The organism is Pseudomonas sp. AP3_22 TE3818, assembly GCF_053628995.1.
Map to the genome: position 1 here is coordinate 1,054,246 of NZ_JBRJHL010000001.1, position 24,677 is coordinate 1,078,922.

Consider the following 24,677-nt stretch of genomic DNA (forward strand, 5'->3'; position numbering starts at 1 on the left):
CCCTTCAGCGCGGACTTTGCCGACGCCACTGTTGCAAAAACAGCTGGCCGTCGGCGTTCGGCGCTTCATCGAAGCCGGTGATCCAGCCCCGGCAGTTGTACGAGCCGCAGCGGCAGGCGAACTGGCGCCGCAGTTTGTCTTCCGTGGCGGCATAATCCATCGACAGCCAATCACCTTTCTGAATGTCTTTGAGCGCCCACAACCACAGCTCACTCATGTCGAGAAATACGTTCGGGTCGCAAGAGTGGCGCAGCAACCCGCAGAAATGCGGGTCATGGACATGAATATCTCGGGCCAGTTGTCGGGTATGCCGGCCACGACGGGGCAGCAAATGCCCCGATACCCGGCAGATCCGGCTTATGCGGGGAAACTCGCGCAACGCTGCCGCGGCCATGGGGGTGCCCTGGTCGTTCGAGAGAATCTCGAAATCGGCCAGGGATGGATATCCGAGGTGCGGGGGTAACTCCACAAAAGGGTAAACACCCTGCGGCGGTGGGGCGAGAGACTTGCGCAGTGCATTGGCTTTCATAACGATCCCTGTCGGCTGGGTGCTGCGACTTCCATCGGCTGACGATCCAGTCAGCGCTGCAGCACGTGGGTACGGCCCAAGCCTCTCGCAGATATCGCGGGCGGTCTACTGTCATAACTGACAGATGGACTGCCGATAGTCGGTTTATAGCGGTGGTGCGGGCAGGGCGGTGGCCGGTGCGGGTGCCTTGAGCTGTTTGAGCTGCAACTGGATCGCTGCTGTCGAGCATTTGGCCGCCGCCTGTCCTGGCGTCAGGTTGCGAATCGAGGTGTAGAACAGCGCGCAGGTTTTATCCTTCTCGGCCACTTGCCAGGTTTGTGTGCAGGTTTTCAGCTCGACATCGGCATTGCTGTCCGGTTGATGGCCCATGACGGCCTGCCAGCAGGCGGCACTCAAATCCTGGCCCATGACTTTCAGCCCCGCCGCATCGGCCTTGGCCTTGGCATCGTTGCCGGAATAGCTTGCCGGATCGGAGGCATACCAGATGTAGCTTGGGTGGTTGGAGCCCAGCACCCGCACTTTCACCCCGTCACTCGGGCTGATCGTCGCCAGCCCCAGCACATTCACGGTCGCCCCGTATTGTTGCTTGATCCAGTCACGCACCGGTGAGCCGAAGGCGACCATCGGCAATGTTTCACCGCTGGCGTGCAGGCTGACGTTCCTGACCATGGTGGTCTGGTACTCGTTGAAGTAGCTGTAGACGCCCTCCAGGTCCTTGCCGGCGTTGGAGGGGGCGGCGATAGGGGCGATGTCGATGATGGTCTGAAAGGCCGGCGTCTGCTCGGCCGGGATGCCATTGACGGTGAGCAGCGAGGCCCAACGATCCGTGGTGGCGGACTTCAGGTAATCCTGGGCCTGGGTCAACGAGTAGTCGGGCGGGAAGTGCAGCAACTCGACACTTTTGCGGTTCTCCAGGGCCATGCCCAGCGGCAGGAACAGGTACCAGCTGTACGCCCACTTGCCGTCGGCATTCAGTTTGCTGGCGCCGTTATAGGCCAGGTCACCGGCATCGAGCAGCGCTGCCAAAGGTTTTTCATAGCCATTGGGCACGCCGATGATTTGCGCGTGGAGCTGACCGTTATCGGTTTTGACCAGAACCTTCGCGTCGCCGTAGCCATCGCGCTGCACGCTCTGGGTCAGGTAATGCTCGACGGTTTGCTCGAGCGTCCAGTTGCGAAAGCAGATCACGTTGCAATTGTTGGGGTAGGCGAAGAGGCGGGTAACGCGTTCGGTAGTGCCCAGCTTCAAATTGACATCGGCGTGGGCGGTGGTGCTCAGGGTGAAGGCTGCGAGGGTGAGTGCCGCAAGTTTGAACATGCTCAGATCCTTTTCAGCGTATTAGACCAGCAGATACTGAAACCGACGGGCGGAACAACAAGGGGCCGATCAATACCGGCCCCTTTCTTTCAGGTTACGGCATGACTGGCGGCAAATACGCCAGCGTCGTCCCCAGTGCCCATAACAACACTAGCACCAGTGGCGTGTGTACCAGTAACTGCACGAACGAGAAGCCGATCAGGTCCCGCGCCTTCAGCCCCAGCACGCCCAGCAATGGCAGCATGTAGAAGGGGTTGATCAGGTTCGGCAAGGCTTCGGCGGCGTTGTAGATCTGTACCGCCCAACCCAGGTGATAGTTCAGGTCATTGGCCACCTGCATCACGTACGGCGCTTCGATGATCCACTTGCCGCCACCGGACGGAATGAAGAAGCCGAGGATCGCCGAGTACACGCCCATCAGCAGGGCATAGGTGTCGTGGGAGGCAATGCTGACGAAGAAGGTCGAGATGTGATGCGCCAGGGTCTGCGCATCGGCGCCCTTGACCGTGGTCATCAGTGCCGCGATCGAGCCATACAGCGGGAACTGGATCAACACCCCGGTGGTGGTCGGCACCGCACGGGACACGGCATCCAGAAAGCTGCGAGGGCGCCAGTGCAGCAGGGCACCGAGCATGATGAACAGGAAGTTGTAGGTGTTCAGCCCGGAAATCGCACTGATGGCCGGTTTGGTCGAAAACTCATGGAACAACCACCCGGCAGCCAGCAACACCAGCAGAATCGTCAGCAGCGGGCTGTGTTCCAGCCATTCGCCGGGGCGGGTGCGCGGTTGCAGCGGTGGCAGGTTGAAACTCGGGTCGACACCACAGGCCTTGGCGTCACGCGCCGAATTCGGGCCGGGGGCGGTGGCGTAGGCGATGATCAGCGAAATCACGATCAAGGCCAGCAACATCACGCCGGACTGCCAGAGAAAGATCGTCTGGGTGAATGGAATCACCCCGGTGATCGACAGAATCGAGGGCGGCAGGCTGGCCGGGTTGGCCTGCAATTGAGCAGCCGATGACGACAGGCCCAATGCCCACACGGCACCAAGCCCCAGGTAGGCGGCGGCACCGGCGGCACGGTAATCCATTTTCAGATCGGTGCGGCGGGCGAGGGCGCGCACCAGCAATCCGCCGAACACCAGGGACAAGCCCCAGTTCAGCAACGAGGCGACCATCGAGATCAGTGCGACCCAGGCCACGGCAGAGCGGCCGTTTTTCGGGATTTTCGCCAGGCGGTCGATCAGTTTCACCGCCGGCGGTGAACTGGCGACCACATAACCGCCGATCACCACGAAGGCCATCTGCATGGTGAAGGGGATCAGGCTCCAGAAGCCATCGCCGAAAGCCATGGCGGCGTCGGTGGGCTTGGCGCCCATGGCCATGGTGGCCACCGCCACGATGATCACCGCCAGGGCGGCAAACACCCAGGAGTCGGGGAACCAGCGTTCGGCAAAACTTGAGCAGCGCAGGGCAAAGCGGGCGGAGCGGCTATCTTCGATGTCAGCGGCCACGGGGGTACCTCGGATTTTTATGTTTGTAGTGGTCTTCGGGGCGGTAACCGCCCGTCTGGACAGACGCCAACATTAATTCAAGCCGAGGATTTTTGCGGGGCTGATTTGTGGCTATGGGACTTTGGTCTAACGGGTTGTCCGCCAGCGCGTTTGCGTAGACCATGGGCGCCTTGGTTTTTGCCTGTGCCAGAGTTCTTTACATGACTGCCAACACCGATTCGCGCCCGGCGCCGTTCAGCCGCTCGGACTATAAGACCCTGGGGCTCGCCGCCCTCGGCGGGGCGCTGGAAATCTACGACTTCATCATTTTCGTGTTTTTCGCCCTGACCCTCAGCCAGTTGTTCTTCCCGCCGGAAATGCCCGAGTGGCTGCGCCTGCTGCAAAGCTTCGGGATTTTCGTCACCGGTTACCTGGCGCGACCGTTGGGCGGCATCCTGATGGCGCACTTCGCCGATCGCCTGGGGCGCAAGAAAGTCTTCAGCCTGAGCATCCTGATGATGGCGTTGCCCTGCCTGCTGATCGGGATCATGCCGACCTATGCGCAAATCGGTTATTTCGCCCCCTTGTTGCTACTGGTCCTGCGCGTTCTCCAGGGCGCGGCGGTGGGCGGCGAAGTGCCGAGTGCCTGGGTTTTCGTCGCCGAGCATGCGCCGATCGGTCATCGAGGCTATGCCCTGGGTTTCCTGCAGGCGGGGCTGACTTTCGGCTATCTGATCGGTGCATTGACCGCGACTTTCCTGGCGCAGGCCTTCACCCCGACGGAAATTCTCGATTACGCCTGGCGTTACCCCTTCCTGCTCGGCGGCGTGTTTGGAGTGATCGGTGTATGGCTGCGTCGCTGGCTCAGCGAAACCCCGGTGTTCATGGCCATGCAGGCGCAGCGCGAGGCGGCCGGCGAACTGCCGCTGCGCACGGTCCTGCGCGAGCATCGGCTGGCCATTTTGCCGGCGATGATGCTCACCTGTGTGCTGACCTCGGCCGTGGTGGTATTCGTGGTCATTACCCCCACCATGATGCAGAAAACCTTTGGCATGACCGCCAGCCATACCTTCGCCTTGAGCGCACTGGGCATCGTGTTCCTGAACATCGGCTGTGTGCTCGCCGGGCTGCTGGTCGACCGCATTGGCGCCTGGCGCACGGTGATGCTCTATAGCCTGCTGCTGCCGCTGGGCATCGGTGTGCTTTACAGCTGCCTGATCATGGGCGGTGACTGGATCGGCCTGGCTTACGCCGTGGCAGGGCTGGCCTGCGGGGTGGTCGGCGCGGTGCCATCGGTGATGGTCAGCCTGTTCCCGGCGCGAATTCGCGTTTCGGGCATCTCGTTCACCTACAACATTGCCTACGCTGCGTGGGCGAGCATCACGCCGCTGTTGTTGATCGGCCTGATGCCGTGGAGTCCGTGGATCTGCGTGATGTTCAGTGCAGTGATGGGCGCGGTGGGCGTGGGCAGTGCGGCGTACTTCGGTGTGCGGATGCCAAGAATCGCAGGCTGTTCTGCCGCTGGCGCGCACTGATCGGGCGCGTCGTCACTATTTTTGTAGGACAAACCTGAAACACGCTTAAGAAAATGTTTCCAAGGCCGATGGTTAGGCTGCATATCGCTTTCCATCCCTGTCCATCGGTGCTTTCCCATGTTCAATAAACGCTTGAAGCAGGAGCTGTCGGCTCTTCGTGAAGAACTCTCCAGCCTCCAGCAAGTGAAGGAAAGTCTGGAAAGCGAGATGCTGGTGCTGACCCTCGACAGCGATGGACGAGTTCAGTCGGTCAATCAGAATTTCCTTGGCGAAATGCATTACAAGAGCGGGGACCTGATCGGACGGCACATCGACGACCTCGTCCCGGAACACGTGAAATTCGACGAATTCCAGCAGCGCTTCAAGAACGCGCTGACCCGTGGCGAGCACTTCGCCGGTGCGGTACGGCTGTTGCGCGGCACGGGGCAGGAAGCCTGGTTGCGTTCGATCCTGCAGCCAGTGCGCTCGGCGGACGGTCGGATCAAGTGTTTCTCGATCTTCTCCAGCGACCTGACCCGCACCATCGAGGCCTCCCGCGAACACGAGAACCTGATCGGTGCGCTGGTGCGCTCCACGGCGGTGATCGAATTCGACCTCAACGGCAACGTGCTGACCGCCAACGACCGCTTCCTCGGTGGCATGGGTTACAGCCTGGCGCAGATCAAAGGCAAACATCACCGCACCTTCTGCCAGCCGGAGGAATACAACAGTGCCGAGTACCAGAACTTCTGGCGTCGCCTGAACGCGGGTGAGTACGTGGCCGGCCGTTTCAAACGTGTCGACAGCCATGGTCGTACCGTCTGGCTGGAGGCGTCCTACAACCCGGTGGCTGATGCCAACAATAATCTCTACAAAGTGGTGAAGTTCGCCACGGTGATTACCGATCAGGTCAATCAGGAACAGGCCGTCGCCGAAGCCGCCAACATTGCCTACAGCACCTCGCAGCAAACCGACCAAAGCGCCCAGCGCGGTAACGCCGTGGTGACTCAGGCCGTGGACGTGATGCGTGACCTGGCCAAACACATGCAAACCGCCGGCGACGGCATCGAAGCCTTGAACGAGCAGTCACTGGTGATCGGTACCATCGTCAAAACTATCAGCGGCATTGCCGAACAGACCAACCTGCTGGCGCTCAACGCGGCCATCGAAGCGGCGCGTGCGGGCGAGCAGGGTCGCGGCTTCGCCGTGGTGGCGGATGAAGTCCGGCAACTGGCATCGCGCACCAGCCAGGCCACCGACGAAATCGTCCTCGTGGTGCGGCAGAACCAGGACATGGCGCGCAACGCCGTGGCATTGATGACCGATGGCAAACTCCAGGCCGAACAGGGCCTGGCGCTGGCGGCGGAAGCGGGCACGGTGATTGTCGAGATCCAGGACGGCGCCCAGAAAGTGGTCAATGCGGTGGGGCAGTTTGCCAATCAGTTGTCCAACTAGGGTCTGATTGCCAAGAGATCGCAGCGTGTACGCCAATCCAATGTAGGCGCTGCCGCAGGCTGCGATCTTTTGATTTTTTGATTTCTATTCGGGCGGATCAATCCGATACAAAGCCCGGTTCACCGCCAGTTCTCCCAGCATAATGACTTGGGCAATCCCCAAAAGCGTATTGCGACTCGTCCCCTCCGTACGACCCGCCAGATCCATGGTCATGACATTGGCCGAGGCCAGCGACTCGCAGGCATGGGCCAGCAGGGTTTCGGCATGGAGGTCCTTGTTGACGATAAACATGGTGCAGAGCTTGCGTGGGGTGGCGCGGATGTCGGCGGCTGAGGGGATGCGTTCAGACGGCTCGTGAAGCGTATTTGAATCCAGGGTTTCTGAAGGCGTTTCCGGATCGGTTTCCGGTGGGTTAGGTGTCGGTTTGAACATAGATGAAACTCCATATGGGATTGATGGAGTCATCACCCTCGCTACCAAACGAATGGTGGTGACCATACGAAGGTTGGTAGACCGGCCCATATGGCAAACCCGGCGCACCCGAGGGTGCCCTGCGCATGGTCACCATTGATACAAGTGCCGTAGAAATGCACCTGTAAATGATGACGCTATACGCCATATGAGAACGGGCTACCAAACCCGATCGCTGTTTTTACAGCGATCGGCAAACGATAAAACCCAGCCTCAAGGCGCACAAGCCGGCGGATTCTGGCGTACCTGTAGGCAACGACGCAAGGCGCTGTGGCTTTCGCGAAGCAACCTTGAGGGCTTTTAAACAAGCAGGGTTTGCGCTCTGCAGTAGCGCTCGATCCGAGCGGTTTAACCCTGTCAAAAAGCAGCCGCGGCACTGGGTGCCGACAGGATAGCGAACGGTCCTACAGGCTGGGTGCGTCGACACTCGGACGCATCCTACGCGTTCGCCGGAAGCATCCTATATCAACCTTTTTTCCCTTCCTGAAAGCTGTCGAGCGCTTGAACAAGGGGGGTTAACCAAAGCCTCCCCATCCGCTTCGATAGGCCAGGGAGGTCTGATTTTGTCCAACGCACTGCGCACCCTCATCGGCCACAACCGCCACACACTCAAGATCGACCAGCTCGACACCCACCTCGACGTCCTCGCCTTCGAGGGCCATGAGTACCTTAGCCAACCCTACCTCTACCGCATCGAATTCACCGCCAGCGACCTCGACATCGGCGCGGAAAAGTTCATCGGCCAGTACGCCGAGTTCAGCCTGTACGACGCACCGTCCAACGTGCCCGTGTTCGACTGGGAAGTGCCCAGACCGCCCAAGCCCCTGCGCACCGTCTATGGCCGCATCACCGCCTGCCAGCGCCTGTCCGCCTCAATCGATGAAGCCCGCTACGAAGTCACCCTGCAACCGCGCCTGGCCCTGCTCGATCGCGGCCAGCAAACGCGGATCTATCAGCACCAGTCCGTGCCAGACATCGTCAAAAGCATCCTGCGCGACCGCCATGGTCTCGACACCGGGCACTTTCGCTTCAACCTCAAGCGCGAGTACCCGCCGCGCGAGCAGGTCATGCAGTACCAGGAAAGCGACCTGGCTTTCATCAGCCGGATCCTGGCCGACGTCGGCATCTGGTACCGCTGCATCCAGCACGAAGAGCTCGCCTTCGACGTCGTCGAGTTCTGCGACGACCAGCGCTGCTACCAGTTCGACGTCGAGCTGCCGCTGCGCTCGCCGTCGGGCTTCAGCAACAGCGAGCAGGACAGCGTCTGGGCCCTGAAAACCCGCCACCGGGTGGTGGAACAGCAGGTCAGCGTACGCGCCTATCACCCCGACGACAGCCGTGCCTTCCTCGACGGCGAGGTCGACCAAACCCGCGGCGAGCCCGCCACCCACGGTGTGGCCACAACCCGCGGCGTCGCCGACAACACCTACGGCGACGCCTACCACTACGCCGAACCCTACCGCGTGCTCGGCAAGTCCCACCTGCGCGACGAAGACCTGCAAAGCGAAAGCGGCTTTTTCTATGCGCGCCTGCGCCACGAACGCTACCTCAACAACCAGACCCACCTCAGCGGCACCAGCAGCAGCGCCACCCTGGCCCCGGGCCAGGTCCTGACCGTCAGCGGCGACGCCCCCAAGGCCTTCGCCTCCCGGGTGGTGATCACAAAGATCACCACGCGCGCCGCCCGCGACCGCAGCCTGACCTGCGATTTCGAAGCCATGCCCTACGCCTTGCGCCTGTGCTTTCGCCCAGAAGTACCGCCCAAACCACAAATCGCCGGCACCCTGCCGGCACGCATCACCCACCCCCAGAGCAACCCCCTGTACACCGAAATCGACATGCAAGGGCGCTACCGGGTCAAGTTCCTCTTCGACCGCGACACCTGGCCCGCCGGCCGCGAAAGCAAATGGCTGCGCCAGGCCCGCGCCTACGCCGGCGACACCTACGGCCTGCACCTGCCGCTGATCGCCGGCACCGAAGTGGCCATCGCCTTCGAACAAGGCGACCCGGACCGCCCCTACATCGCCCACGCCCTGCACGACGATCAGCACCCCGACCTGGTGACCCAGCGCAATGACCACCGCAACGTGCTGCGTACGCCGGCCAACAACAAGTTGCGCATGGACGACACGCGGGGGCAGGAGCACGTCAAGCTCAGCACCGAGTATGGCGGCAAGAGCCAGCTGAATCTGGGGCATCTGGTGGATGCCAAGAAGCAGAAACGTGGGGAAGGGTTTGAGCTGCGTAGCGATGGTCATGGTGCCATTCGTGGCGGCAAGGGCCTGTTCATCAGTGCCGATGCGCAGGCCAAGGCGCAGGGCCCGGTGCTGGACATGGACGCTGCCGTCGGCCGCCTGCAACAGGCCGGCGAACAGCTGCAAAAGCTCTCGGTCGACGCCCAGGCCGCCAATGCCGAACCGGCGGACGTGGCCGCGCAACTCAACCTGCTGCGCCAGGACCTCGAACAGCTCAAGTCCCAGGTCCTGCTGCTCAGCGCTCCGCAAGGCATCGCCCTCACCAGTGGCCAGCACCTGCAACTGGCGGCCAAGGACAACCTGATGCTCAACGCCGGTGGCGAAGCCGACCTCAGCGTGGTCAAGCGCCTGTTCATCGGCGTCGGCCAGGGCCTGAGCCTGTTCGTGCGCAAGCTGGGGATCAAGCTGATCGCCAATCAGGGGCCGGTGAGCGTGCAGGCACAAAACGACAAGCTGGAACTGATCGCCCGCCATGGTCTGGACATCACCAGCACCGAGGACGAAGTCCACATCACCGCCAAGAAAAAAATCGTCCTCAACGGCGGCGGCAGCTACCTCACCCTGGAACAGAGCGGCATCGAATCGGGCACGGCGGGCGACCACAAGGTCAAGGCGGCGCATTTCGAATACAGCGGCCCGGCGAGCATGAAGGCCACGCATCCGGATTACCCGCAAAGCCTGTCCAGACAAATGCTGCGATTCAACGTATCGCAAGCCCCCAACACCCACCACCAAGTCTGGGCTGGCATGCCTTACACGCTTTACGCCGATGGTGCCGAGCTCAAGCAAGGTGTGCTGGACGATTCCGGGCAGCTGCTGATCGACCATCAGGTAGTGACCCGGGGCTACCGGTTGGTGATGGCCAACGGTGTGACCTACCAGATCCCGGTACCCACCGACTATCGCAACGCCGAACAGGCGGAACTCGCCAATCGTGGCTTGCACAACCATCCCTCACAAGCCGATGCCGAGGTGAGTCAACCCACATCGCACACGGATCACCGAGGCCTGTATGCCACGGTGATGGAAGGAGCCAGTGATCAGGAAGGGAAAAACCCATGAGCCAATACGAAATCGTCACACCGGTCGCACTCCAGCACACCCAAGAGGTGACCTGTACCCCGCCATGGTATGTGCGTAATACCGAATACCCTCCCGCCATGGCGACTTATCAACCATTGATCAATGGGGAAGAAACGTTCCGGGCCGTGCACCTGGCCATTTCAAAGGCCAAGGCAACCGTCGACATCATCTGCTGGGGCTTTCAGCCGTCGATGTATTTCATCCGCGATGGAATATCGCCGTGTATCGGTGAATTGCTGATGGCCATGGCGCGAGAAGGCGTCAAGGTGCGGATACTGGGGTGGGAAATGCCATTCAATACCGCTGGCAAAGCCGGAGAAGCCAACCTGCCCGGTAAAGGCCCATTCCGATACCACGACCGGAAGCTGCAACCCTCCACGGATGAGCAATATGCTTATGACCGCCAGTGGTTTGCCAACTGTTCGCTTGCCGACAACATGGCCGCTGCGCATCTGGCGGCTCGCGGTACTCCGGTGTTCGTCAGTCGCGGTTTCAGCGTGTTTGAGAGGGCCGAAATAGCCCATCAGGCGATGTACAAAAGTCTCGACCCGCAGGTCAGCGCCACTACGCAATTCATCCTGACTGCAACAGCGACCCATCATCAGAAAACGGTCCTCGTCGATTATGAACTGCCGGACCGCGCCGTCGGTTTCGTGATGGGTCACAACATGCTCGACGAGTACTGGGACACCAATGACCATCTGGCAGTGAAGCGTGACAAGGACGCCAAACCCGCCCCCAACAAGGGCCCGCGTGGCGATACCGCTCGTCAGGACATTTCAAGTCAGGTCAGCGGACCGATCCTGGAACACCTGCATCACAACTTCGCCAGCGCCTGGCGCAAGGAAACTGGCGAGGACCTGCTCGACCTGCGCCAAGCCAAAGCGGTAGGGCCGCAACTGCAATGCGCCCCGGACGCCACCCGACAAATCGCGCAGATCCTGCGCACCCAGGCTCAGGAGGGCAAGCGCGATATCGAAAAGCTCTACCTGCAAGCCGTCAACAACGCGACCCAGTTCATCTACATCGAGAACCAGTATTTCCGCTGGCCGCCTCTGGCCGAATTGATCAAGGCCGTCGCCGCCGGCCAGACCAAGGCCGGGCGCGACCCCGCCATACATGGCCCCTTGCACCTGTTTGTGATCACCAATGCAAGCGCAGCCGGCATAGGCTCCGGCACCGTGAACACTCAACGCATGCTCGAAAGCCTCGGGCGCGGCCATACCATGCCTGCAATCACCAAGTTACGGCGGATTGAAAAGGCAAAAGTCGAGGCCGCTGCGCTGGAGTCCGGCCTGGGCGAACGCCTGGAGCAGCATGCCCTGGTCACGCTAACGAAACTCACCGACGCATTGGGCGGAACCGATCTCAGCGACGAGGCCAGGGAGGCCCAGCGGCGCAAGAATCTGGACAACGATTTGCGCAAAGGCTCACTCCAGAGCCAAATCGAGGCAATCGAGAAGGAGACTTTTGCCCAGCTCCCGGAATTACCCGGCCTGAAAGTCCATGTGTGCTCACTGGTCGCTCCCGACTCGCCCGCTGGCAAAAAATGGATGGAGGTGTACATCCACTCCAAGCTGATGATCGTCGACGATGTGTTCACCACTCATGGTTCGGCCAACATCAATACGCGCAGCATGCAGGTGGATAGCGAACTGAACATTGCGCATGAGTGGGCGAGTGTGACGCAGGCGATGCGGCGTCGGTTGTGGGGGATGCATACGAATGGATTGGGCGCACAAGATGATCCGAAGGAGGCGTTCGAAGCGTGGGAAGAAATAATCAATCGGAACAAAGGTCTTCAATCCAGACAATTGACTCCCTACGCCCCCCTCGTCGAGTTCTATTTCGGCGAATCCGACCTGTCGGACCTCGACTGATGCGACGGCTCTTGTTGCTGTCTTGCCTGCTGCTGGTCGCGTGCGATACCAGCAACCCTACTACTTCGAGCAAGGAAACGCCCTTGAACCCTTTAACTGAAGTCAAGGCCAAGCTGGCTTTTAATTGTGTACATGAGCAGATCCCTGCGGCCTCCGCCGAGGTTGATGTGCTGTTCAAATACGCACGCTGGTTGCAAAAGAATAACCAACTCAAACAGGACAAGACTGTCGATGGAGAGATCGAGCGCTTATATCGCATCGCCAGTGAAAACGGACACTACAAGGCCAATATCAATCTGCAGAACGGTGCGATGCGTGGTTTCTTCAAACTCCGCGGTGAAGAGCATTTGCGCATGAGTGAACAACTGATCAGCGCGGGCGTGGCGACTGGCTATTACTTTGTCGGTATCTTCCTGCAGCACGGCGCAGCCGGATTGCAGCAGGATCACGAAATGGCGTTGCGTTACTACCGCAAAGCCGCTGATGAAGGTAATCCGCTGGCTCAAGCCTATGTCGCAGACAAGTTGGCGCCGATCAACATTGCCCCGGACGTTGCCCGGCAAATGCGCCGTTGCGCTGGGAAGCAAGGAAACGGTAAAGCTGCAAGAGCACTAGGTGTTGATTTGTCGATAGATGGGCATTTTCAAGAGGCGCTCGAAGCATTCCAACTTGGGGCAACTGCCGGTGACAGCACTTCGGCGTCTTTTTTGAGCAAAGGCTTCCGTGGTCCCAAACCAGATAATCTGCTGCACTACCTAGGGCAACAGGAAGACCTCGAACGCGCCGACCGCTACGAAAAAATCTGGAAAATCCTATCGGGTTACTCCTACGCCAATCCCAAGGTCCCCGAGATCAACGAGATCGTCCCTCTGCCGCCCGCCACGTTGCCCGCCTGGGACGGCAAACTGCAATGGCTCGAAGAACGCCTGGCCAATGTCCCGCCAGAAAAGCCCAGCGAAGCGCTGATTCACCAACTGGCCAAGGCCAAAATTCTCGAACCCGCCACCGGCCGGCCCATGCCGGGCTCCCCGGCCTTTATAACGATCGACTACATCAAAAGACCGATCTGCAACAGCGGCCAAGCCTGCACGCATACCGGTTATTGGCTGGCGGAAAGTATCGCCGGTCAATCCTGGTCGCGCCTGGAACAAGGCGAGCCTCGGCGCTTCGAGAAGGGCGAGATCATGCCGACCCTTAACGTACGGCATCGGCAAAGCCGATTTCTGCTCGCCGACCGAGTGACGGTCGAGGAGGAAAATATCGAATGGAGGCTGCTCGGTGAAGCCTGAGTATTTATGGGGTTGTTGGATGTTCATTGCCTTGACCGGTTGTGGCGCCAACAGTGCCGAACCTTTGTCGGTGGGCGTTGTAAACCCGCTCACCGATATCAACGTTAATCTCGCCTTCACCTGCCAACACGAGACAATTTCGGCGCTGCCTGCAGAGGCCGATGTGCTGTTCAAATATGCGCGCTGGTTGCAAAAGAACAACCAGCTCAAGCAGGACAAGACTGTCGATTCAGAGATTGAGCGCCTGTACCGCATCGCCAGTGAGAATGGCCATTACAAGGCCAATATCAATCTGCAGAACGGTGCCATGCGCGGGTATTTCAGACTCCGCGGTGAAGAAAGTCTGCGCATGAGTGAACAACTGATCAACGCGGGAGTGGCGACGGGCTATTACTTTGTCGGTATCTACCTGGAGCACGGCGTGGCTGGGTTGCAGCAGGATCACGAAATGGCGTTGCGTTACTACCGCAAAGCTGCTGATGAAGGTAGTGCGCTGGCTCAGGCGTATGTCGCAAACAAGTTGGCGCCGATCGATATTGCGCCGGACATTGCCCGGCAGATGCGCCGCTGTGCGGCCGAGCAGGGACACGGTGATGCAGCCACCGACTTAGGTGTTGACTTGTCGACAGATGGGCATTATCAGGGGGCACTTGAAGCATTCCAACTCGGAGTGGCCGCTGGAGATGAGACTTCAGCCGGTTTTATTGAGGAGGGATTTCGAGGGCCAGAACCTACGAATGAATTGCACTACCTCGGTCAACAGGAAGACCTCGAACGCGCCGATCGCTACGAAAAAATCTGGAAAATCCTCTCGGGCTACTCCTACGCCAATCCCAAGGTCCCCGAGATCAACGAGATCGTCCCGCTGCCCCCTGCCAAACTGCCCGCCTGGGACGGCAAGCTCAAATGGCTTGAAGAACGTCTGGCCAATGTCCCACCTGAAAAACCCAGCGAAGTGCTGATCAACCAACTGGCCAAAGCCAAGCTTCTGGATCCGGCCACTGGACAGGGACTACCGGGATCGCCTGCATTCAGCCAATCTCATTTATCGGCACCGAACTGCTACAGCGGCCAAGTCTGTCCGGTAAGTGGGTACTGGAAGGTTGGCTGGCTTCCCCGTCACCACTCAGTAGACAGGAGCGTCGCTCGGTATTTCAAACAGGGCGAGATCTTGCCGACGCAGTTGGTCGAGCACTACCAGAGGCGCACTTGGCCCTTTTCCGACAAGATCACACGACAAGAACAAGCGGTTGTCTGGTACCTGCTTGGGTGACACGTCGATATCGCGCCGTGTCGCTATTAAGGTGCGCCCCCCAGGTCGGGAGCGTCCCCGGCATGCATGGCCCCTTGCACCTGTTCGTGATCACCAATGCCAGTGAAGACAGGGTAGGGCTAGGGGTGTAGCGCCCCAGTTTCTTTAGACCACTCTGTAGGAGCTGCCGCAGGCTGCGATCTTTTCATTTGGGATGTCGCTACAATCGGCTCCTTTCCCCCAGGAGAAGACTTCCATGAGCGCTTCCCACCGCCGTCCGGTTCCCCTGTCCAAGGCTTATCGTCTGCTCAATCATGGCCCGACCGTGCTGGTCAGCGCCGCCCACGATGGCCGGCGCAATATCATGGCGGCAGCCTGGGCCATGCCGCTGGACTTCGAACCACCGAAAATTGCCGTGGTGCTGGACAAGTCCACCTGGACTCGCCAGTTGCTGGAAGCCTCGGGCACGTTTGTGTTGAACGTTCCTTGCGCTGCCCAGGCCGACATTGTGCAGACCGTTGGTTCGACCTCCGGCCTGGAATTGACCCAGGGCCAGGGGCGCGACAAGTTCGCGACCTACGACTTGCAGACCTTCACCGGTGAATCGGTCGATGCGCCGATGCTCGAAGGCTGCGTGGCCTGGCTGGAATGTCGCCTGTTGCCGGAGCCGAACAACCACCAGCAATACGATCTGTTCCTGGCCGAAGTGATTGCCGCCCAGGCCGACGAGCGCGTGTTCAGCGAAGGGCGCTGGCACTTCGAAGGCCAAGATGCCTTGCGCACCTTGCACCATGTGGCGGGCGGGCACTTCCTGACCATTGGCGAGCCGGTGGACGGCAAGACCTTACAGCCTTAAGGTTTCGACTATTCAGGTTGTAAGCACATTCACCAGGAGGCCAGGCGATGAAAAAACTGCGTGTAGGGATAATCTTTGGCGGGCGTTCGGCAGAGCACGAAGTGTCGCTGCAGTCGGCGAAGAATATTGTCGATGCCCTCGATCGCTCGCGCTTCGAGCCGGTGCTGATCGGCATCGACAAACAAGGCCACTGGCACCTCAACGACCCTTCCAACTTTTTGCTGAATCAGGAAAACCCGGCGCTGATCGCCCTCAATCAGTCCAATCGCGAGCTGGCCGTGGTGCCAGGAAAAGCCAGCCAGCAACTGGTGGAAACCACCAGTCAGGAAATGCTCGGCCATGTCGATGTGATCTTCCCGATCGTCCACGGCACCCTGGGTGAAGACGGTTGCCTGCAAGGTTTGCTTCGCATGGCCGATCTGCCGTTTGTCGGCTCCGATGTGCTCGGCTCGGCCGTGTGCATGGACAAGGACATCAGCAAGCGTCTGCTGCGTGATGCCGGCCTGGCCGTGACGCCGTTCGTGACATTGACCCGCGCCTCGGCGGCTCGCACCGGGTTTGCCGAGGTTCAGTCCCGGCTCGGTTTGCCGCTGTTCGTCAAGCCGGCGAACCAGGGCTCTTCCGTGGGCGTGAGCAAGGTCACCGACGAGGCTGAATACAGCGCAGCGGTGGAGCTGGCGTTGAGTTTCGATACCAAGGTGTTGATCGAATCTGCCGTCAGCGGCCGAGAGATTGAATGCGCAGTGCTCGGCAATGAAGAGGCGATCGCCAGTGGTTGCGGCGAGATTGTGGTACGCAGCGGGTTCTATTCCTACGACAGCAAATACATCGACGACACGGCCGCAGAAGTCGTGGTGCCGGCCAATATCAGCGTCGAGGCCAGCGAGCGCATTCGCGCCCTGGCCGTTGAGGCGTTCCAGGTGCTGGGGTGCTCTGGCCTGGCCCGTGTCGATGTGTTCCTGACCGACAGCGGCGAAGTGCTGATCAACGAAATCAACTCGCTGCCCGGTTTCACCCGCATCAGCATGTACCCGAAATTGTGGCAGGCCACTGGCATGACCTACAGCGAGCTGGTGACGCGGTTGATCGAACTGGCGCTGGAAAAACATCAGGTTCGGCAGGGGTTGAAGATCAGTCGATAGGTGCGCGGCTGAAGTTCGCTTGCTCAAAAACAAAAGGTTCTTCACGCATTCCTTGGGGAATTGTAGGAGCCGGCTTGCCGGCGATTGACTCAGGTGCGCCACGTTTATCCAGTTCCCCCGCGTTATCGTTAACCACCATCGCTGGCAAGCCAGCTCCTACAAGGGACCGTGCCCACGCTGAAAATGAAGCGACCCGGAAAACTGTAGGAGCCGGCTTGCCGGCGATGGGCTCAAACGCGCCGCGTTTATCCGGTTTACACGCGTTACCGTTAACCACCATCGCTGGCAAGCCAGCTCCTACAGGAGACCGCGTCCGAGTCGAAAGTGAAGTGAGCTCCAGACCAGTGAAGGCCCCAAAAAAGGGCCTGCTCTCCGGCAGGCCCTTCTTCATTCCAGCGCGTGACTCAATCCCCCAGCGCTTGCCCCTCACGCCGCGGATCTGCACCTCCCGTCAGTGACGGTTTGCCCTGGGCGTCCTTGACCCGAACAATCGCCTGGGTGCCGCTGGTCATGTCGATTTCGCTCACGCTGTGCCCTTTGTCTTTCAGCGCCTGAATCAGCGCGGGGCTGAACTGGCCCTGTTCCAGTTCGGTCGGGCCGTTGCGGCTGCCGAAGTTGGGCAGGTTGATGGCCGCTTGCGCATCGAGATTCCAGTCGAGCAGGCCGATGGTGGATTTGGCCACGTATTCGATGATTTGCGAGCCGCCAGGGGAGCCGACAGTGGCGAGGAATTCGCCGCTCTGGCGGTCGAAGATCAGGGTCGGCGCCATGGACGAGCGCGGGCGTTTGCCGGGTTCGACGCGGTTGGCGACTTTCTGCCCGTTTTCCTCGGGGATGAACGAGAAGTCGGTCATCTCGTTATTGAGCATGAAACCCTGAACCATGATGTGCGAGCCAAACGCTGACTCGATGGTGGTGGTCATCGACACGGCGCCGCCTGCGTCATCGACGGCCACCACTTGCGAGGTGGAAATCCGCAGTGGCGAACGGTCCGGCGCATAGGCCACCTGGATGCCCGGCGGTGTGCCGGGTTTGGCCGTGCCCATGCTGCGTTCGCCGATCAGGGCGGCGCGGCTGGCGAGGTAGGCCGGGTCGACCAGGCCTTTGACCGGCACGGGCACGAAGTCGCTATCGGCCAGGTACTGCGCGCGGTCAGCGTAGGCCAGGCGCTCGGCTTCCGAGATCAGGTGCACGGCTTGCGGGTCGGGTTCGCTGCCGGCCGGGGCTGTGGTCTTGACCGGCTTCAGCGGTGCCAGCGCCAGGCGCTTGTCGCGAGCCTCCAGGGCTTGCAGCGTGCCGAGGATCTGCGCCACGGCGATCCCGCCCGAGGACGGTGGTGGCATGCCGCAGACTTGCCAGCGCTTGTAGTCGGTACACAGCGGTGCGCGTTCCTTGGCCTGGTAGTTGGCGAGATCGGTCAGGGACAGGCTGCCGGGGTTGGCGTGGCCCTGAACCTTGGCGGCGATTTCCTCGGCGACCGGGCCTTTGTACAGGGCATCCGGGCCTTCGTGGGCGATGCGTTTGAACACGGCCGACAGTGCCGGGTTCTTCAGGTGGGTACCGACGGCTTTCGGGCTGCCATCGGCATTGCGAAAGTAAGCCATCATTTCCGGCGAGCGTGGCATGGACGAATCCGCAGCGATCAACTGGTGCAGGCGTGGTGAAATGGCGAAGCCTTGTTCGGCGAGCTGGATCGCCGGTTCGAACAGCTGCGCCCAAGGCAGGCGTCCGTGTTTTTGATGGGCCAGTTCCAGGGCACGCAATACGCCGGGCGTGCCCACCGAGCGGCCGCCAATCTGTGCCTGGGTGAACCCCATTGGTTGTCCATTGGCTTGCAGGAAAAGCTTCTCGGTGGCACCGGCCGGGGCGGTTTCACGGCCGTCGTAGGTGCGCACGGCCTTGCCATCCCAGAGTACGATCAATGCGCCGCCGCCGATGCCCGACGACTGTGGTTCGACCAGCGTCAACACCGCTTGCATCGCAATCGCGGCATCGATGGCCGAGCCGCCCCGGCGCAGCATCTCCCGCCCGGCCTCGGCCGCCAGCGGGTTGGCCGCCGCGGCCATGAATTTCTCGGCGTGTTGAGTTTTCAGGTCGGTGCGGAAGCCGGAAGCGCTTTCCGGGGCGAGCGGCAGCGTCGGCACTGAAGCGTTGTTGCACGCGGCCAGGGTCAAGGCACTGACGACCAGTGCCAGGGCAGGCAGGTGATGGCGGCGCAAAGCGAAGGTTGAAAACACGTGGGGTACTCCGTCCGTTGGATCTACGATCAGTGGACTTTATCGGCCGACCGGGAGGGACGCAAACCGGGTCCCACGGCACTGACGTTTTTGTCCTTCATCAATGGCAGGAATTTCTGTAGGGTCGTTGCCAACAGGCAGGCCAGAAAATCAACAAGAGGCAGACATGCAGACAGAATTTCCCACACAGCCCGGCTACCGCACCCAGCGTGAACAGTTCCTGGCCGCAGCGGCTGCCGCAGGCGCAACCTTGACTGAATACCCACACCCGCTCAAAGGTCCGTTCGGTGAGTCGCTGAGTACCGATGTGGCGGTGTTGGGTGATCCGGGCGCCAAGCGTCTGTTGATTGCGCTGAGCGGCACTCACGGGGTTGAAGGCTTCTATGGCTCGGGCTGCCAGATCAAATGGCTGCAGGAGTTGGGCAAGCGTTCCCTGCCAAAGGATGTCGCCGTGGTCATGATCCATGCCATCAACCCCTGGGGCATGGCGTGGTTGCGTCGGGTCAACGAAGACAACATCGACCTGAACCGCAATCACCTGGATTTCCAGCGATCGCTGCCGGACAACCAGGCCTACAACGCCCTGCATGAAATCTATGCCTGCCCGCAGTTGCACGGTCCCGAGCGTGAGCGTGCCGATGCCTTGCTCGACGAGCAGATTCGCCTGCATGGCTGGCCAGCGGTGATGTCGATTGTCGAGGGCGGTCAGCATGCTCACCCCGATGGCCTGTTCTACGGCGGGCTGGCGCCGAGCTGGTCGAACCGCACGCTGCACCGGATCGTGCAAAAGCACGTGGCCCATGCCGAAGTGGCCATGTGTTTCGACTTGCACACCGGTGCGGGTGAATACGGTCATCCGATGCTGCTGACCATCACCGAGTCCGCCTATCCGGCGCTGCCGGATGCGCAGGCGATCTACGGGCCGTGGCTCTACAGCCTGCAAACCGGCGCCGACACCCTGAGCGAAACCGGCGTGGCGGCAACGGCCACCGGTTACACCTCGCAGGCGTTGATCGATGCGCTGCCGCAGGTACGGTTGATGCCTTTTGTCATCGAGTGCGGGACATATCCGGGGCCGGACGTTCACCGCCATTTACGCGATGACCACTGGCTGCATCTGTATGGCAATCCGGGTGACGCAACAGGGCGCGGGATCAAGTTGAATCTGCTGGAGCAGTTCTATCCGGCCGATAGCGATTGGCAGTCGATGGTCTGGTTGCGCACGTGGCAGATCTGGGAGCGGGCGTTGTCGGCGTTGCCGACATTGTAGGAGCGAGCTTGCTCGCGATGGTCGTTAACGATAACGCGTGTTTACTGGTTAAACGCGGCGCTCTTGAGTCCATCGCGAGCAAGCTCGCTCCTACAGGGATATAAAAACGAGGCATAAAAAAACGGCCTACCTTTCGGTAAGCCGTTTTTAGTACTTGGTGGCTACACAGGGACTTGAACCCCGGACCCCAGCATTATGAATGCTATGCTCTAACCAACTGAGCTATGTAGCCAAGTGGCGCGCATTATTCACCGGTAACGGGGATGCGTCAAGCATAAATCTAAAATATTTCTCTGCGCTTTCAACCGTTTATCAAAATCTCTCATCCAAGCAGTGGTGAAGGGCAGCGCTGGAACCATCGGCTGGCCTGTTCGTACGCGTGCGCCAATTGCAGGACAGCGAAGTCGGCCTGGTGTCTGCCGATGATTTGCAGGCCCATCGGCAGGCCGCTGGCGTTGAAGCCGACCTGTACGTTGGCCACCGGGCAGCCGGACAAGGTGCCGGGAATCACCACCTCCATCCAGCGGTGATAGGTGTCCATGCTCACGCCTTCAATGGAAGCGGGCCACGCTTGGGTCTTGTCGAACGGGAATACCTGGGCGCTGGGCAGTAGCAGGTAGTCATATTGTTCGAACAGCCTGGAGATCGCCCGATACCAGTCGCTGCGCGTCACTGACGCGGCAAACACTTCGCTGGCCGAGAGTTTCAGGCCGTTTTCCACTTCCCAGCAGGCTTCCGGTTTCAACAGCGCACGCTTTTGCGGGTCGGCATAGGTCGCGCCCAACGAGCCGGCGACCATCCAGTGGCGCAAGGTTCGCCAACTGCTCCACAGCTTCTCTGGCGCGAATTCGGATTGAACCGGTTCAATGTGGCAACCCAGGCTTTCGAAGTCGGCAAAGGCCTTTTCGCACAGCGAGAGGATGCCTTTTTCCATCGGCAGGTAGCCGTTGAAGTCGCCGAGCCAGCCCAGGCGAGTGCCTTTGAAATCGCGATCCAGCGGCGCCGCAAAGGCACTGCCGGACTCGGCAATCGACAGTGGCGCCCGCGCATCGGCCCCGGCCTGCACCGACAACAGCAACGCAGCATCGCGCACGCTGCGCGCCATGGGGCCTTCGTAGCCGAGTTGGTCGATAAACAGGTCGGCACTGTCATCGAAGGGCACGCGGCCCTGGGACGGACGGAAACCGAAGATGTTGTTGAACGCGGCCGGATTGCGCAGCGAACCCATCATGTCGCTGCCATCGGCCACCGGCACCAGGTGCATGGCCAGTGCTGCCGCTGCGCCACCGCTGCTGCCGCCAGCGGTCTTGCTCGGGTCGTAGGCGCAACCGGTCGCACCGAACAGCGGGTTATAGCTTTGCGAGCCAAGGCCGAATTCCGGGGTGTTGCTCTTGCCAATGATGATCGCGCCGGCGCCCTTGATCCGCTCGACCATGATGCCATCGCGTTCGGGGATGAAGTCCTTGTACAGCGGCGACCCCAGGGTGGTGCGGATGCCGCGCGTCAGAGACAGATCCTTGATGGCATGGGGCAGGCCGTGCATCCAGCCACGGTATTGACCGCGGGCCAGCTCGGCATCACGGATATCCGCCTGGGCCAACAGGTCCTCAGGCGCTTGCAGGCTCACCAGTGCATTGACCTGCGGATTGAAGCGTTCGATATGGGCAAGATAAGTCTGCATCACTTCCCGGCAGGAAACCTGACGCAGGCGGATGCGTTCGGCGAGCTCATGGGCCTGCAACAGGACCAGTTCGCTGATGTTATTGGAGTTCATTGCAAGCGGCCTTTCAGACGGCTGGAAAAACGCCCCGCCTTTGCGTCGGGGCGGTGGAGATCAACGCATCAGGTTGGTCCAGAGACGGTCGGCCAGGCGGATCGCGCCTTCGCCGCAGGTCTTGCTGAACACCACCTGGGTGCCTTCGGGAATGTGCAGTTCCGGCGCGTCCTTGAGGCCAGCGTCGAGGAACGGCGCCACACCCTTGATCGGGCTCTGGTGCTTGAGGAAGTTTTGGGTCATCGCCGCGTTTTCAGGCTGGCTGAGGAACGCGATGAACGCCTTGGCGTTCGCCGGGTTCTTGCTGCCGGTCGGGATGACCATGTTGTCGACCCAGGCCAGTACGCCTTCTTTCGGGTACAGGTATTTCAGGCTCGGTTTCATTTCCCGGGCGCGCATCGACGAGCCGCCCCAGAAGGTCGACATGTCGATTTCACCGGATGCCAGGTTTTCGCGGATCGAGCCAGCCTTGGAACTGTAGGTTTTGACGAAGGGTTTCTGCGCCTTGAGCAGGGTCAGGATCTGCTGCATCTGCTTCGGATCTTCACTGCACAGCGGAATGTTCAGGTACAGGCTGGCCATGTCCACCACGTCACTGACCGAGTCGAACATGTTGATTCGCCCTTGCAGCTCGGCCGGTGGCTCGTAAAGCACCTTGAGGCTGTCGGCAGGGCCTTTGTAGCGTTCGGTATTGATCACCACGCTGGTGGTGCCCCAGATGAACGGTACGGAATAGGCGCCTTCCGGGTCCCAGGTCGGCTTTTTCAGGTTGTCGACGACGCCGGCATAGTAAGGCTCGTTGACCGGATCGAAACGCTCCAGCAGTTTTTCCTTGATCAGGATCGGAATGAACTGGTGGGACGGGATCGCCACGTCATAACCGGCGCCGCCCTGTTTCAATTTGGCCAGCAGGGTTTCGTTGGAGTCGTAGGAGTCGACGGTGACTTCAATGCCGGTCTGCTTCTGGAATTTGGCGAGAATTTCCGGCGAAAAGTAACCGCTCCAGCTCACCACGTTGAGTTTTTCCGCGGCCTGAACACTGCCGGCCATGGTCAGCGGCAAGGTCAGGAACAACGAAGCGCCGATGCTTTTAATCCACTTGCTCATGCTATTTCCCCACAGTACGTAGAAGGTTCAGGATTTCTTTTTGCCCAGCAGATAGGAAAGGGTTACGAACAGCACCGAGACGCCCAGGATCAAGGTCGACACGGCGTTGACGTCGGGTGTCACGCCCATGCGCAACAGGCCGAAAATGAAGATCGGCAATGTCGTGGTGCCGGCCTGGGAGACCATCATCGAGATCACGAAGTTATCCAGCGAGACGATGAAGGCCAGCATCAGCCCGGAGAAAATCCCCGGCATCAGCAGCGGCAGCGTGACCTTGCGAAAGGTGCGCCACGGGCCGGCGTAGAGGTCGGCCGAGGCCTGTTCCAGAGACAGGTCCATGTCGTTCAGGCGGGCGCGGATCGGCAGGAAGGCAAACGGAATACAGAACACCGTGTGCGCGATGATCAGGTTGCCGTAGCCCAGGGACAGGCCGATGGTGGAGAACAGCGCCAGGGTGGCGACGCCGACCACGATTTCCGGCAGTACCAGAGGCAACATGATCGCGCCCATGGACAGTTGCAGACCCTTGAATTTCGCACCCCGCGAAGTGCCGAGGGCGGCGAGGGTGGCGATGGCCGTGGCGACCATGCTGGCGCAGACCGCGATCAACAGGCTGTTGCCAGCCGCCTGGCGCAGGGCCTGGTTGGCGAAGGCCGCGCGATACCAGTCGAGGCTGAAGCCGGTCCACACCGTGGCCGACTGGTTGGCGTTGAACGAGAACACCACCAGCACCACGATCGGCGCGTAGAGGTACAGGTAGAACAGGAAACTGAATCCGCCGAAGCCGGGGAAGTCCTGCACGCCCAGCGTATTGCGTTTGAACAGACCAATCATCACGCACCTCCCTTGGCGATGCGCTGGCGTTCGGCACGCAAGGCATAAACCGTCAGTACCAACATCACCGCGGCCATCAGCACCAGCGAAAGCGCCGCGCCGAACGGCCAGTTACGTGCATCGCTGAACTGCCGGAAAATCAGGTTGCCGAGCATCATCCGCGTGCCGCCGCCGAGCAGTTCCGGGGCGATCATCGCGCCCAGGCAAGGCACGAAGGTGAGGATGGCGCCGGCGATAATGCCCGGCTTGGCGATAGGCAACACCACTTTGCGCAAGGTCCGGACGCGTCCCGCATAGAGGTCCTGAGCGGCCTCGAGCAGGCGGGTATCCATCTTCTCCAGCGTGGCGTAGATCGGCAGCACGACGAAGGGCGCATAGGTGTAGACCAGCCCCAGCAGCACCGCGCCGTCGGTGTAGAGCAGTTGCAACGGCTGGTCGATGACCCCGAGGCCCATCAGGCTGTTGTTGATCACCCCGGTGTTGCGCAGCAGCAGAATCCAGGCGTAGGTGCGGATCAACAGGTTGGCCCAGAACGGCACGGTGATCAGGAAGATCAGCAGGCCACGGCGATGCGCAGGCTGCATGGCCAGCCACACGGCGACCGGAAAGCCGATCAACAGGGTGATGAGCGTGGTCAGCCCGGCGATGCCGATGGAGCGCAGGGCGATGATCAGATAGGAGTCGGCAAACGCCAGGCTGTCGTCCAGTTGTCGCTCGAACAACAGCGAGGTGTAGGCGTCGCTGCTGAAGACCTTGTTCACCCCGCCGTAGGGGTTGGCTTCCATCAGCGAGTAACCGATGACGATCAGGATCGGCACGATCAGAAACAGGCCGATAGCAATCAGCGCGGGGCTGACACCGAGAAAACTCTGGAAGGCCCGCCGACGTTCCAGCGTGTTGGCAATCGGTAATGCGTGCAT

At 60.6% G+C, this 24,677-nt stretch carries 18 protein-coding genes, 1 tRNA gene and 2 pseudogenes; 10 read left to right on the forward strand and 11 right to left on the reverse strand.

Annotated elements, in window-relative coordinates; genetic code table 11:
• Positions 1 to 4: 4 nt before the first annotated feature.
• The 3 genes from AB7M25_RS05050 to AB7M25_RS05060 form a co-directional block, all read right to left on the reverse strand.
• Positions 5 to 529, reverse strand: coding sequence for an SET domain-containing protein-lysine N-methyltransferase (locus tag AB7M25_RS05050; protein WP_454237035.1), 525 nt, complete (start codon positions 527 to 529; stop codon positions 5 to 7).
• A gap of 144 nt (positions 530 to 673) precedes the next feature.
• Complete coding sequence (locus AB7M25_RS05055; RefSeq protein WP_454237036.1) at positions 674 to 1,846, reverse strand: hypothetical protein; 1,173 nt, start codon at positions 1,844 to 1,846, stop codon at positions 674 to 676.
• Between the two features lie 94 nt (positions 1,847 to 1,940).
• Entirely contained in the window at positions 1,941 to 3,359 is a 1,419-nt protein-coding gene (locus tag AB7M25_RS05060; protein ID WP_007978051.1) for a short-chain fatty acid transporter, read from the reverse strand.
• A gap of 200 nt (positions 3,360 to 3,559) precedes the next feature.
• Between AB7M25_RS05060 and AB7M25_RS05065 the strand changes: the two genes are divergently transcribed.
• The 3 genes and pseudogenes from AB7M25_RS05065 to AB7M25_RS05075 form a co-directional block, all read left to right on the forward strand.
• Positions 3,560 to 4,873: an MFS transporter gene (locus tag AB7M25_RS05065; RefSeq protein WP_429389606.1), complete on the forward strand. Its 1,314-nt coding sequence runs from the start codon at positions 3,560 to 3,562 to the stop codon at positions 4,871 to 4,873.
• 207 nt (positions 4,874 to 5,080) lie between these two features.
• Positions 5,081 to 5,719: pseudogene (locus AB7M25_RS05070) on the forward strand (PAS domain-containing protein); the annotation flags it as partial.
• A gap of 150 nt (positions 5,720 to 5,869) precedes the next feature.
• Positions 5,870 to 6,307: pseudogene (locus AB7M25_RS05075) on the forward strand (methyl-accepting chemotaxis protein); the annotation flags it as partial.
• 84 nt (positions 6,308 to 6,391) lie between these two features.
• Here AB7M25_RS05075 and AB7M25_RS05080 read toward each other — a convergent pair.
• Entirely contained in the window at positions 6,392 to 6,739 is a 348-nt protein-coding gene (locus AB7M25_RS05080) for a DUF6124 family protein (RefSeq protein WP_429519658.1), read from the reverse strand.
• Between the two features lie 602 nt (positions 6,740 to 7,341).
• Between AB7M25_RS05080 and AB7M25_RS05085 the strand changes: the two genes are divergently transcribed.
• The 6 genes from AB7M25_RS05085 to ddlA all read left to right on the forward strand — a co-directional run bounded on the left by AB7M25_RS05085 (position 7,342) and on the right by ddlA (position 16,535).
• Entirely contained in the window at positions 7,342 to 10,095 is a 2,754-nt protein-coding gene (locus tag AB7M25_RS05085; RefSeq protein ID WP_454237037.1) for a type VI secretion system Vgr family protein, read from the forward strand.
• Complete coding sequence (locus AB7M25_RS05090; RefSeq protein WP_429519130.1) at positions 10,092 to 11,996, forward strand: phospholipase D-like domain-containing protein; 1,905 nt, start codon at positions 10,092 to 10,094, stop codon at positions 11,994 to 11,996. Before AB7M25_RS05085 ends, AB7M25_RS05090 begins: the two co-directional genes overlap by 4 nt.
• Before the next feature lie 83 nt (positions 11,997 to 12,079).
• Entirely contained in the window at positions 12,080 to 13,285 is a 1,206-nt protein-coding gene (locus AB7M25_RS05095) for an SEL1-like repeat protein (RefSeq protein WP_429519132.1), read from the forward strand.
• Between the two features lie 19 nt (positions 13,286 to 13,304).
• Positions 13,305 to 14,558, forward strand: a complete 1,254-nt coding sequence (locus tag AB7M25_RS05100; RefSeq protein WP_429519133.1) for an SEL1-like repeat protein — start codon at positions 13,305 to 13,307, stop codon at positions 14,556 to 14,558.
• 235 nt (positions 14,559 to 14,793) lie between these two features.
• Positions 14,794 to 15,393 (forward strand): flavin reductase family protein, encoded by a 600-nt coding sequence (locus AB7M25_RS05105; RefSeq protein ID WP_428607946.1) that lies wholly within the window; start codon positions 14,794 to 14,796, stop codon positions 15,391 to 15,393.
• A 47-nt stretch (positions 15,394 to 15,440) separates the two neighbouring features.
• Positions 15,441 to 16,535 (forward strand): D-alanine--D-alanine ligase, encoded by a 1,095-nt coding sequence (gene ddlA / locus AB7M25_RS05110; RefSeq protein WP_454237038.1) that lies wholly within the window; start codon positions 15,441 to 15,443, stop codon positions 16,533 to 16,535.
• On the opposite strand, the gene AB7M25_RS05115 is transcribed toward ddlA, so the two are convergent.
• Both AB7M25_RS05115 and ggt read right to left on the reverse strand, forming a co-directional pair.
• Positions 16,525 to 16,815, reverse strand: coding sequence for a hypothetical protein (locus AB7M25_RS05115; protein ID WP_454237039.1), 291 nt, complete (start codon positions 16,813 to 16,815; stop codon positions 16,525 to 16,527). The genes ddlA and AB7M25_RS05115 overlap by 11 nt on opposite strands.
• A gap of 124 nt (positions 16,816 to 16,939) precedes the next feature.
• Positions 16,940 to 18,772 carry a gamma-glutamyltransferase gene (ggt, locus tag AB7M25_RS05120; RefSeq protein ID WP_454237040.1) on the reverse strand — a complete coding sequence of 611 codons (1,833 nt, stop codon included), beginning with the start codon at positions 18,770 to 18,772 and terminating at the stop codon, positions 16,940 to 16,942.
• Between the two features lie 166 nt (positions 18,773 to 18,938).
• Between ggt and AB7M25_RS05125 the strand changes: the two genes are divergently transcribed.
• Positions 18,939 to 20,042, forward strand: a complete 1,104-nt coding sequence (locus tag AB7M25_RS05125) for a DUF2817 domain-containing protein (RefSeq protein ID WP_429389598.1) — start codon at positions 18,939 to 18,941, stop codon at positions 20,040 to 20,042.
• A gap of 155 nt (positions 20,043 to 20,197) precedes the next feature.
• On the opposite strand, the gene AB7M25_RS05130 is transcribed toward AB7M25_RS05125, so the two are convergent.
• The 5 genes from AB7M25_RS05130 to AB7M25_RS05150 form a co-directional block, all read right to left on the reverse strand.
• Positions 20,198 to 20,274 (reverse strand) — tRNA-Met (locus AB7M25_RS05130).
• 90 nt (positions 20,275 to 20,364) lie between these two features.
• Entirely contained in the window at positions 20,365 to 21,816 is a 1,452-nt protein-coding gene (locus AB7M25_RS05135) for an amidase (protein WP_454237041.1), read from the reverse strand.
• Between the two features lie 60 nt (positions 21,817 to 21,876).
• Entirely contained in the window at positions 21,877 to 22,923 is a 1,047-nt protein-coding gene (locus AB7M25_RS05140; RefSeq protein ID WP_429389594.1) for an ABC transporter substrate-binding protein, read from the reverse strand.
• Positions 22,924 to 22,950: 27 nt separating this feature from the next.
• Positions 22,951 to 23,757, reverse strand: a complete 807-nt coding sequence (locus tag AB7M25_RS05145; protein ID WP_007981818.1) for an ABC transporter permease — start codon at positions 23,755 to 23,757, stop codon at positions 22,951 to 22,953.
• Positions 23,757 to 24,677 carry an ABC transporter permease gene (locus AB7M25_RS05150; protein WP_102701515.1) on the reverse strand — a complete coding sequence of 307 codons (921 nt, stop codon included), beginning with the start codon at positions 24,675 to 24,677 and terminating at the stop codon, positions 23,757 to 23,759. Before AB7M25_RS05150 ends, AB7M25_RS05145 begins: the two co-directional genes overlap by 1 nt.